This window comes from Acetomicrobium sp. UBA5826, assembly GCF_002433005.1.
Classification (GTDB): Bacteria; Synergistota; Synergistia; order Synergistales; family Acetomicrobiaceae; genus Acetomicrobium.
On the sequence record NZ_DJHF01000025.1, the window covers coordinates 115,493 to 126,749 of the forward strand.

Sequence of the window (11,257 nt, forward strand, 5' to 3'; positions counted from 1 at the left end):
AGTGAAGTTATCTAAAAAAGCAAAAGCCTTTGTGTCCTGGAGCGGAGGAAAGGATTGTTGTCTGGCGATGCATAAGGCGAGGGATGCAGAACCCCTCGTTCTTTTAAATATGGCTACAGAAGATGCAGGAAGATCTATGACACACGGACTTTCCAGTACAGCCCTGCGACTGCAGTCCGACTGTATAGGATTGCCGTTGATTCAACAAACCACAACCTGGAATACCTATGAGAGAAACTTTAAAGATATAGCAGGGAGGTTGAAGCAAGAAGGAATTGAAGCCGGCATTTTTGGCGACATAGATCTCGAGGAGCACCGAACATGGATAGAGAGAGTATGTGCCGATATTGGCATCGAACCCATGTTTCCTCTATGGCAAAAAGATAGATCGAGTCTGTTGGAGGAACTGATATCTTCCGGATTTAAGGCCATTGTGGTTACTGCAAAGATGGATATGATTAGTGAAAGATATCTAGGTCGTCCTATTGACACCTCGTTCGTAGAATATGTCAAAGAAATAGCCATAGACATTAATGGCGAAAACGGCGAATACCATACCTTCGTAATTGATGGTCCTTTGTTCAAAAAGAAAATCGAAATTGCTAAAGGTCAAATTATATATAAAGACAGCTACATGTTCTACGATATGGTTGAATTAATTACAAAAAAGAAAGAGATAACGGCAAATGAATGAATTTGTAAGGACTCTTAAAAAGGTCGTTGAAACCAATTTAGGCGATGGTTTGCTGCTTTCGGGCGGCATAGATTCAACGGTATTAGCCTGTCTTGCACCTTCAGCGATCGCCTTTACGATAGATCTTGAGTCCAAGGGTGAAGATATTGAGTATGCTAAAATGGTAACGGAAATTTTGGGTATGAAACATTTTCGCCTGACAGTATCTATTGAAGAAGCTATAGAAGCAATCCCTATCATCATAAAAATCCTTAAAATCTTTGACCCTGCCATACCTAACGATATCGTCGTCTATTTCGGCTTGAAATTGGCAAAAGAAAAGGGGTGCGTAAGTGTTATGACAGGGGATGGAGGTGATGAGCTGTTTGGGGGATATTCTTATATGGCAGAGCTCAATTTAAACGAATATATACCAAAAATAGCGCATAACCTCTCATTTTCATCTAATAAATTGAGCAAAGCCATTGATTTAGAAATTAAGCAACCATTTCTGGATGAAGAGTTTATTGACTATGCCCTTAAGATCGATTGCGATGAAAAAATAAAGAAAATTGACGGTAAAATATATAACAAATGGATACTTCGAAAAAGCTTCGAGGGTTTTCTACCGCACTATATCGTTTGGAGACAAAAATCACCTCTTGAACAAGGTTCCGGAATGACTTTGCTTCGCGACATATTGGAATCTAAGATAACTGACGTAGAATTCAGGACAAAAGAAAGAGATTACAAGATTAAATTCAGGAGCAAAGAGCATCTGTATTACTATGAGATATATAGACGGGTAGTAGGTGAAATTCCTCAACCTTCCGGAGAAGAGCAAAGATGTCTATATTGCGGTGCCGGTATTAGCCGAGGAAGAGATCATTGCCGAGTCTGTGGCGGAATTCAATCCCAGTGGCGTCAATAACAGCGTAAAAGTAGGCGGATTATTTGAATTGCTAAATTACATGCCACCAGATGGAAGCAATACAACCTCAAAATTTTTTTACAGCTAAATGGTTACTTTTTGCGGCTCTATAATCTTTAGTGAGAAATCTGGCTTTGAAAATACAATGGTGGTAAGAACCAAGTGGTAGGCTTACCAGGTATGCAGAAGGCATGGTCTTGTCGCTTTAAAAGATATTCTTAAGTTGCAAGAAAGAATTTAAGCGACAGAGGAAGGTAAAAGGTAGACGAGCTTTAGGCCTGATAGTCCCTGAACCTAAAGGCTTCTGACGTTGCCGAGTTGCGCTGGTGGGGCAATACCCTAAAACGGTGGCGACAACCTATATTAAACTACTTCGACAACAGGACTACCAATGCCTTCACAGAGGGCTGTAACACCAAGATAAAGATGCTCAAGCGCTTCTCCTTTGGCCTGCGGGACGCAACAATCTATACGAGGAAGGTGTTGTTGGGATTCTTATCACCGGAGTGTTTCCACACTGCTTGAAATAGAGCCGGATAGAGCTTGACATTGTGATAGCAATTTAGTACAGTATGCTCAGTTATTGCGTTCTATATAAATAAAGTTAATCTATCCTAATTATTGCCACACAAATATGTCGTGTTAACTTGTCTGAGATATTATTTTATAAGTTATTATGTTTAATAAAAACATATGCGCTATATAACAATTATTAAAAATATTAGAATGAGGTTTATTATATGAAATTAACACTTTTATTTAATGTAACTTCAAGTGATAGCTTGGTTTTGGGAAGGAAAAATCAATATTTACTTCAAGCTATGGTTTACAATTTGTTGGATCCAGAATATGCTGATTTTCTCCATAAGGAAGGATTCGTTTACAAAGGTAAGCGCCACTTTAAATTGTTTAGTTTCTCTAAGCTTTATAGTAGTGTCCCTATAAAGCTAAAAGATGACCTGGTATTTTTTCAACCTCCCATAAGGTTAGTGATTACATCTCCTATTAACTCAATTCTAAAACAACTGGCTACCAATGCTTTATCGTTAGGTGAAATAAAGCTAGGAAACAATTTACTTACATGTAAAGAAGTAAAAATCGAATCTCCTTGTGTTGATAGCGAAGAGATTGAATGTCATACTCTTTCCCCGATAGTGTGTTATTCTACACTAAAAAAATATGATAAAAGCAATTTCACTTACTATTATTCCCCTAAAGAAAAAGAATTTAGGGAGCAAATTTATGCCAATTTGATAAAGAAATTTCAGATAATAGCCCCACAAGAAGATATTCCGGACGGTACAATAAAAATTGAATTTACCGGCAGAGCAAAGGAGGAAGTTAAGTTTTTTAGCCCCAGAGACAATCGCCCTATAAAGGGGTGGAGTGGCAAATTTAGGCTTTATGGCCCGAAAGTTTTGCTTCAAGTTGCCTTGGATGCTGGACTTGGTGCAAAGAACAGCGCTGGGTTTGGGTGTATAGAGTTTCTGCCAAATGAAAGAGGAAGGAGGTGAAGATATGGGATTTTTAAAGGCCGTTTATGAACTTGGCAAAGTCGAATTAGGGTCGAAAAATAAGAGTGCAGAACCTTATTTTTCTGATATAGACAGTTTCCTGCAACTTCCCATGCCGATAATAGAAGATGATCAAAGACAGGGCAGAGAAATAAGGATATGGCTGAACGTAAGGGATAGGGATGCTAAATGTTTAGAAGTTACTGGCATAGCAAAGATAGACCTAAAAGACTATTTGAACAGTAACGATGCGGACAAAATTAATGAGACAAAACAAAAAATGCTTTACAGGGAACCACCTGGTTCCAGTACCCAGTGGAGATACTCTCCTGTATATAAGTTGCGAAAGGCAACTGCAAACCCTCATAGTGCATTACTTGGGAAACGTGGAACATGGAGGGACGATAACGACTCCAGGTATTATAAGCTTTACAAGACAGTATTAAAACCACTTGAAGACATTGGCGTGTTTTCAAGTGGGAGCGCAGACCTTATAATGTCGGAGCTTGAAGAAAAAGCGGACAGAATTGCCGAACTTTGGAAGGACAAAAAAAGATCATACATTTTAATCTTCGGAATTAACGATAACGGCAATTTTTTGTATCCAGGGGAGTTAGGGATTTTTCGTAATCATTTTAAGTCAAGATTAGAGCCAAACATTGGCGGGAAGATGTCTGCGACTTGTAGTTTGTGTCACGCAAAGGCTGAATCTGGCGCGAACCTGGATAAAATCTTTAAATTTTCAACGTTCGACAAGGAAAGCTTTCTTCCAGGGATTAAAGATGGCCATGGTGTCCGCGAAAAAGTGTTTCCACTATGCGATGACTGCATATCGGTTATGTCCATGGGAAGGGAGGTTTTGGATGGACGTTTTTTTGACAGACAAACTATCCCAAATATGAACATATATGTAGTCCCTGAGCTGATCTTCGGAAATGCAGAACTTGATGACGTTGCAGTCAATGTGGAGAACTTCATTAAAAGTGGCCTCAAGAAAGCGGAGAGATTGTTTAGCTACCTTGCAAAGCAGGATGAAATTTTGGTTTACCATTTTGTTTTTTGGGAAGAGAACCAAGCTCAAGAGCAATTGCACGTAATGGTGGAAGATGTGCCTCCATCGAGATTAAAATGCCTGGAAAGACTGTGGTAGGATACTTATAAGGTATTGCTTTGGAAGGATGCTGGAAAGACTGAATTTCGACCCGGAGACATAGGCGTCGATCTTGATCAGACATTTAGAGCCATTTATTCTACCTTAATATCCTTATCCGGAAAAGATGAAGCTGACAAAAAAGTCATGCGCAAGCGGATAATAAACATCATTAGCAAATTACTTGGCGGCAAAACAGTGGATGTAGAATTTGTTAAACAGCTGATGGTCTCTAGATTTGCCGGGTTATTTGCGGATACTCAATGGATCAGATTTGGACACTGGGAGCTTAGAAAGATGATGGCGGTATTGGAGTTTTTAGGTAAGGCGAATGGTAGGAGGTGAGTTAATTTATGAAGCTGGATTTCTTCGATGAATTCACGGATCCATACCTTAAGACCAAAAGTGGCAGGGGTGTTTTTTTGGCTGGGGTTGTATTGGGCTTTATAGCAAGATCTCAGGCCAAGGGAGATTTTCAAGGCTCGCCTGAAGATATAAGTACATCTCCGCTTTTCAAGCAACTTAATTTTGGACGTATGAGCAAAAGAGATCTGTTTAAGCATCTTGCGAGGGTCCCCGAGCTTGTAAGGGCATATCATCTCGATTATGCCGATATGATTGAATCCCTATGTGCAAAGGCTGGAGAGTTAATCTTGCAAAAAGATGACAAAGGGCGTGACTTAGGCGTGGACGGCAACTTCGTGTTCTCCGTGGCCTTTTTGAACGCTCGCAAGTACTTCTGGACGATTTTTGGTAAGAAAGATGTTTCTGAGATAGAACCTACGATGGAGGAGGAAGCTCAAGATGTCATTTGAAAACAGGCGGGAGTATTTGTTTGTTTACTCGGTCAAAGATGCTAATCCCAACGGCGATCCTTTGGATGCCAATCATCCAAGATATGATGAAGAGTCCGGTCAAATAATGGTTTCAGACGTAAGGATCAAACGTACTGTTCGAGATCAGTGGCTTAGGGAAGACAAGGTTATCTTTGTCGACGGAGAAGCCAAGACACTTGCGAATCGCGTAAGCGAGTTAAAGGAAAGGTTTAGTCGCGATACAGGAAGAGAGATACTTTCGCAATGCATCGATACCAGGTTGTTTGGGGCAACCTATGCTCTTGGTAAAGAGGCATTTTCATGGACTGGTCCGGTACAATTCAAGTGGGGTCGATCACTACATAGGGCTGAGGCAAAATTTGTCCAGGGTACAGCGGCTTTTGCTACAAAGGAAGCCAGCGAGCAGCGTTCATTTCGCAACGAATACATTGTACCATTTGCATTGATAGCTGTTTACGGCATCGCTAATCAGTATGCTTCTAGACAGACCAACGCGTCCGATGACGATCTCGATGCCCTGTTTGAGGCCCTTTGGAAAGGTACGGCCAATTTGATAACAAGAAGCAAAATAGGGCATACCCCTAGACTTCTCATCGAATTTAAATACGTTGCAGGTTTTGACGGAGCCTTGGGGTCTTTAGATGAAAAAGTTGTGCTCAAATCATTAAAAGGAGAACCTTTATCTGATGATGAACAGTTGGCCTTGAGGTCCATTGATGAAGTTAAGTTGGACATTAGCGAGGTTGCAGACAAGGCATCTCTTATAAAGAACAAAATAGAAACAGTAAGAATCGTTAAGGATGCAGCAGTTCGGGTTGAACCGCTAGATAAGTTGGAGGATATTTTCGGAGGCAACCTGAAAATAGAGGTCAGGTGAAAGGCTATGCCAGTTGTATTTGATGTTTCGGGGCAAATGGCAATGTTTCGAAAACCGTATACTACGACCTCATCAATATCTTTTGCCTTCCCGCCTCCCACAGCCATAGCCGGTTTAATTTCCGGAATAGTTGGAATATCTAATGGCAGCAACGATGGCGGCTGTAATGCCAAATATTGGGAATCTCTCATTGGTACTAAGGTTTCAGTAGCATTACTGAGCGATATATCATGGATGTGGCATGCCATAAATTTTTGGAACGTAAAACAGCCACAAAAAAGTCCGCATATCCAGGTAAAACATCAATTTGTGATTAATCCCAAGTATCGTATATTCGTTGACGGTGGAATTGAGGATAAGCTACGGTGTATGTTAGAGAAGGATAGCTTTAAATTTACCCCTTATCTGGGTACGGCATATGCTATAGCCGATGTCGTCTATATTGGCCAGTTTAGCAATCAATCGCTGACAGAAGATGAGGTTGCCGTTGATAGTGTTGTGCCGTGGAACGAAAAAGTAAGGATCTTAAATATCCTAGATGTCGGAGGAGCGTTTAAGGAAGAGATGCCTTTTAAGATGGATGCGACTAGAAAATTTATTGAAAGCATCGAGGTTCTATATTCTCCGTCTCCACTAAAAAAGCTTTTGATAAACAAAGGAGCGGGAGATGTTACGAAGTGCGGAAACGATGTGGTCGCCTGGTTCCCTCGATGGTGAACTTAAAAGCCATCCCGAGAGACTTTTAAAGGATCATCTTAACGGTACATATCGCCTGATGAGCGATATGGCTCAATATCATGGATTAAAGTCGATTCTTCCCGATATAGACATTGAAATAGTGGGCATTACCCATGATCTTGGGAAAGCGCATCCCTTGTTTCAGGATTACCTTAATGGCAGAGGGGGCGGCATAGATCATGCCTTGCCCTCTGCCTGGTTTACTCTTAACCTATCAAAGTTCCACACGAATGAAGACAGTTTCTCTGATATTTGGTTGGCTGAGGCAGTAAGACGACATCATACATATATGGTCGATGGGAGCGAAGCTTTAGATTTTTGGGTGCAGCATAATAAGCAGGCCTTTAAGGAACAAAAGGATGCGATGAAGAAATTGGTCCCCACCTGGAATATTTTCTTAAGTGAAGAACAATGGGAAGATTACGCAGATGCATTAATGCTAAAACGTAAGAAGATACTCAACGCACAGGCGTGGTTGTTTTATCGGTTACTTTACTCTCTTCTTATAACTGCTGATCGTATGGATGCAATAGGTGTAAGAAGTCTCAAGATGCATCCTCTGCCTCTTTTTAAGGAGCCAGATTTTTCGGGACGAGAAAGCAGCCCATTGGATGTATGGAGACAACAGACTCGCGAAGCTTGCATTAGATCGGTGGACGACATTGAACGTCCGGGCCTTTACACTTTAACCTTACCTACAGGAGCAGGTAAGACAATTACAGGCCTGGATATTGCTCGCAGGATGGCACATAAACTTGGCAGCAAAACCATCATTTACGCCTTGCCCTTTATCAGTATAGTTGAACAAAACTCCTTGGTGGCAAAAGGTCTTTTTGGAGAAGAAGACGTCCAGGAAGATCATAGTCTATCTACATTTATAGAGACGGGCGAAAAAAATCAGGATCCCATGACTCGCATGAAGACATTTTTCAGGTATTGGGATGCGCCAGTGATATTAACGACAATGGTTCAACTCTGGGAGAGTATCTACAGCCCGAAGGCAAACGATTCAATTGACTTTCATCGTTTGAGCGATGCAGTTGTAATCATGGACGAACCACAGACGATTAATCCAAGATATTGGCACGGTTTTGGGGAAACCTTACAATACCTGAGCGATAAACTACACACCAGCTACATCCTTATGACGGCAACCCAACCTTATATAATAAAGGGAACCGAATTATCTCCCAAGGGGTTGTCATTTCCTTATAACAGACATACATATAAAATACTTCCTCACAAGTATCAATTGAATGAGTTACCCAGTCTTCTTGAGGAGCATATAGAAAGATTGTATGAAAAATCAGGACTGATTGTACTTAATACCAGAAAATCTGCAGTTGAAGTTTATAGGATGATCAAAAACGTCATGGATGCACCTGTTTACTTTTTATCAACTTGGATGACTCCGCATCACAGACGTTTAACGATGAGGCTTTTAAGATATCTGGAAAAGAAAAAAATACAACATTATTTAGTATCAACTCAAGTTGTCGAAGCAGGAGTAGATTTGGATTTCGACTGGGTATTTCGCGATCTGGGGCCTTTGGATAGTGTCGTTCAGGTGGCTGGAAGATGCAACAGACACAGCAGGTCCGAAACGGGTGGTTTGGTGCTTATTGCGGAGCTCGTGAACGAACAGGGTAAATCTTTTTCTAATATGGTTTACGATGACATCCTCATGGATAGCTCACGGTCAACACTTCGCCTGGAAGACAGAATAAACATCTTCGAAGAAACTATGGCGCCGATAAAAGTTGACAGTTACTACAGAGACATCGCGGAAAGACTGCAAGATAGGGGTATATGGAAAAATTTATGCGAGGGCAGATGGGGGCCTCAAGATAGACCAAACCTTATAGACAAGCATTATGATCCATTGTCGGCTGAAGTGTATGTAGAACAAAACAACACTGTGCGTCCAATGTTTGAGAAGCTTATAAACACTAAGTGGACACTAGAAAACTTAAATGAAAAAAGGCATCTGCATCGCAAATTGCTCCAATACATGATTGAAGTGCCTCTAAAAGCACTCGAATCGTGGCGAAATAAGCTAGCTACCGTAGCGTTTAAAGATGAATTACCTCCGCTTGATTTCAATGTAAGGTTTCAATGTTGGTTTCTCACTAAGGAAGGCAGGAAACATGTATACGACCGCATTAGTGGGTTTAACCTGAGTAAGGACAGTGAGAATGAGGAAGATGCCTATTTTCTCTGAGTTGCCAAGGATAGGCGGAACTTTGGTATGGTATTGTCTTATATGTAAACGTCAGGTCTGGTTGATATCTCATGGCGTTGAGGCTGACAAGGAAGACGAATTCCTCAAGCTTGGAAGGTTAATCGATGAATCTTCCTACGAGAGGGTTCGTCACAGCGTTAGCTTTGGGGACAGTAAGTTTGACCTTCTTAAAGAAGAAAAGGGTGTTTTGGTAATAGGTGAGATAAAAAAGAGCAGTCGTTCTATTGAAGCCGCTCGATTGCAGTTAGCCCACTATCTTTATGAACTGGCAAAATCTGGAATTGCAGCAAGAGGTGAGCTTCTTTTTCCGAAGGAAAGAAGACGTGAGGATGTCTCTATAACCGAAGATTTACAATCGAAACTTGATGAAATTTATATGGAAATTAAAGACATTGTGCTATCGCCCTGTCCCCCTAAAGCGCAAGAGTGCAAGTATTGCAAGAACTGTGCTTATCAAGAATTATGCTGGAGCTGATAAGTAATGGGTAAATGTATCTACATCCTTTCTTCTGGTAACCTTAAGCGAAAGGATAATACAATTGTAATTGAAAATGAGAATGAAAGAAAATTTGTACCAGTAGAAACTACCGATGAGATATTTATATTTGGCGAAGTGGATTTAAATAAGCGTTTTCTTGAATTTTGTACTTCAAACAAGATTATGTTACACTTCTTTAATCATCACCATTACTATCAGGGGACATACTATCCTAGAGAACATATGAATTCCGGTGCCGTCATTTTAGCACAAGCAAGAAGTTGCCTTGATGCTGAAAAAAGATTAGTTTTGGCAAAAAGGTTTGTAGCAGGCGCCATTAATAATATGAAGATAGTTTTGCTGTATTATTTTAGACATGCAGATTTAGCGCTGGGTCAAACAATAGAAGCTATGGATAATTTTAATGAATTAAGTCAAAGACAAAACGGAATACTTGAGCTAATGGCCATAGAGGGCAACGCACGAGACAGATATTATTCTGCATTTGATATAATAACAGGTGGAGGCACTTTTGCGATGGAAAATAGAAGCAAAAGGCCTCCTCAAAATAGATTGAACGCACTCATAAGCTTTTTGAATTCCTTATGTTATGTGACGACCTTGGCCCAAATCTATAAAACACACCTTGATCCTCGTATAGGGTTCCTTCATGAGACTAATTTTAGGCGTTTTAGTTTAAATCTTGATATTGCAGAGATATTCAAACCAATTTTGGTAGACCGATTGATATTTTCTTTGATAAATAAAAAACAAATTCAAGCCAAACATTTTGCGGGTCAAGCTGGCGGAGGTATATTTTTGTCCGAAAAGGGGGTACAAATCGTATTACAAGCTTGGGAAGAACGGTTGATGGCGACAATACAACATCCTAAGTTAAAAAGAAACGTAAGCTATCGCAGTTTACTTAGAATGGAGGCTTATAAGTTAGAAAAGCATATACTTGATGACGAAGAATATGAGCCTTTCTCGATGCGATGGTAACTGTTGTTTAGGGGGTGCATGTTATTTTTGTATTGATGATTTATGATGTTGGGGAAGAGCGTGTGAATAAAGTGCTAAAGATTGGTCGTAAATACCTTAGCTGGATTCAAAATTCCGTATTGGAAGGAGACCTTACTCCTGCTACGTTTGCATCCCTTAAACGTGAGGTTTGCAAGGTTATAAAAGATGATTATGACAGTGTTATATTTTATACATGGAGATCCGAGCGTTATACCTCCCGAGAGGTTGTAGGTAAAGAGAAAGGGTCAAGTGAAATTTTTATTTAGTTGTGTCGACCTTCAATAGTGCATAAATCCTGGGAGATCGACACAACCAAATAAAATGGCTATTCTTATCGCTACCATCATAAATATTGGTGTTCGTGGAACCTTGAAAAATAAATAGGACACAACAGTGCCTATATGGCTAAAATACGGTAAAATCAATATGTGTGATGAGTTTTTAAACTTCCTATGAGGGATGGAAACGCGTTTCCTCCTATGTTAGCGTAGCTTGGTTGCCAGGTTTTTAAACTTCCTATGAGGGATGGAAACATGAGTCATCGCTTCAGGGGTCGGTTTATTACGATACAGTTTTTAAACTTCCTATGAGGGATGGAAACCCCGGTTCGGAACTGCAAATGTCGGAAACTTCATCAGTTTTTAAACTTCCTATGAGGGATGGAAACACGCTTTTTCTTCGTCGTTGCTGCATTCAGCATATAGTTTTTAAACTTCCTATGAGGGATGGAAACGCCATGTTGGTTGGGCAAATGAGCCAGTCAAAATCCGTTTTTAAACTTCCTATGAGGGATGG

12 protein-coding genes, 1 pseudogene and 1 CRISPR repeat array are annotated in these 11,257 nt (G+C 40.4%); all 13 genes and pseudogenes read left to right on the forward strand.

What is annotated here, in order from left to right; genetic code table 11:
• Position 1: 1 nt before the first annotated feature.
• The 13 genes and pseudogenes from B3N34_RS09290 to cas2 all read left to right on the forward strand — a co-directional run bounded on the left by B3N34_RS09290 (position 2) and on the right by cas2 (position 10,728).
• Positions 2 to 694: a diphthine--ammonia ligase gene (locus B3N34_RS09290; protein WP_286977385.1), complete on the forward strand. Its 693-nt coding sequence runs from the start codon at positions 2 to 4 to the stop codon at positions 692 to 694.
• Positions 687 to 1,604, forward strand: coding sequence for an asparagine synthase-related protein (locus B3N34_RS09295; RefSeq protein WP_286977388.1), 918 nt, complete (start codon positions 687 to 689; stop codon positions 1,602 to 1,604). Before B3N34_RS09290 ends, B3N34_RS09295 begins: the two co-directional genes overlap by 8 nt.
• Positions 1,605 to 1,892: 288 nt before the next feature.
• A pseudogene (locus B3N34_RS09300) lies at positions 1,893 to 2,129 on the forward strand (transposase); the annotation flags it as partial.
• A gap of 215 nt (positions 2,130 to 2,344) precedes the next feature.
• Positions 2,345 to 3,118, forward strand: a complete 774-nt coding sequence (cas6, locus tag B3N34_RS09305; protein ID WP_286977389.1) for a CRISPR-associated endoribonuclease Cas6 — start codon at positions 2,345 to 2,347, stop codon at positions 3,116 to 3,118.
• 4 nt (positions 3,119 to 3,122) lie between these two features.
• Entirely contained in the window at positions 3,123 to 4,268 is a 1,146-nt protein-coding gene (locus B3N34_RS09310) for a TM1802 family CRISPR-associated protein (RefSeq protein WP_286977400.1), read from the forward strand.
• A 15-nt stretch (positions 4,269 to 4,283) separates the two neighbouring features.
• Complete coding sequence (locus B3N34_RS09315) at positions 4,284 to 4,613, forward strand: hypothetical protein (protein ID WP_286977404.1); 330 nt, start codon at positions 4,284 to 4,286, stop codon at positions 4,611 to 4,613.
• A gap of 8 nt (positions 4,614 to 4,621) precedes the next feature.
• Positions 4,622 to 5,083 (forward strand): TM1802 family CRISPR-associated protein, encoded by a 462-nt coding sequence (locus B3N34_RS09320; RefSeq protein WP_286977409.1) that lies wholly within the window; start codon positions 4,622 to 4,624, stop codon positions 5,081 to 5,083.
• Positions 5,073 to 5,981: a type I-B CRISPR-associated protein Cas7/Csh2 gene (cas7b, locus tag B3N34_RS09325; protein ID WP_286977421.1), complete on the forward strand. Its 909-nt coding sequence runs from the start codon at positions 5,073 to 5,075 to the stop codon at positions 5,979 to 5,981. The genes B3N34_RS09320 and cas7b overlap by 11 nt, the downstream gene beginning before the upstream one ends.
• Positions 5,982 to 5,987: 6 nt before the next feature.
• Entirely contained in the window at positions 5,988 to 6,698 is a 711-nt protein-coding gene (gene cas5b, locus B3N34_RS09330; RefSeq protein ID WP_286977427.1) for a type I-B CRISPR-associated protein Cas5b, read from the forward strand.
• On the forward strand, positions 6,649 to 8,940 hold the full coding sequence (cas3, locus tag B3N34_RS09335) for a CRISPR-associated helicase Cas3' (RefSeq protein ID WP_286977428.1): 2,292 nt from the start codon (positions 6,649 to 6,651) through the stop codon (positions 8,938 to 8,940). The genes cas5b and cas3 overlap by 50 nt, the downstream gene beginning before the upstream one ends.
• Positions 8,924 to 9,436 (forward strand): CRISPR-associated protein Cas4, encoded by a 513-nt coding sequence (cas4, locus tag B3N34_RS09340; RefSeq protein WP_286977432.1) that lies wholly within the window; start codon positions 8,924 to 8,926, stop codon positions 9,434 to 9,436. The genes cas3 and cas4 overlap by 17 nt, the downstream gene beginning before the upstream one ends.
• Before the next feature lie 6 nt (positions 9,437 to 9,442).
• The gene (gene cas1b, locus B3N34_RS09345; protein WP_286977435.1) at positions 9,443 to 10,441 is read left to right on the forward strand and encodes a type I-B CRISPR-associated endonuclease Cas1b; all 999 of its coding nucleotides are present in this window, start codon (positions 9,443 to 9,445) and stop codon (positions 10,439 to 10,441) included.
• A gap of 35 nt (positions 10,442 to 10,476) precedes the next feature.
• The gene (gene cas2 / locus B3N34_RS09350) at positions 10,477 to 10,728 is read left to right on the forward strand and encodes a CRISPR-associated endonuclease Cas2 (RefSeq protein ID WP_286977465.1); all 252 of its coding nucleotides are present in this window, start codon (positions 10,477 to 10,479) and stop codon (positions 10,726 to 10,728) included.
• A gap of 171 nt (positions 10,729 to 10,899) precedes the next feature.
• Positions 10,900 to 11,195: direct repeats of the CRISPR family, unit length 30 nt; unit sequence GTTTTTAAACTTCCTATGAGGGATGGAAAC.
• Positions 11,196 to 11,257 lie beyond the last annotated feature (62 nt).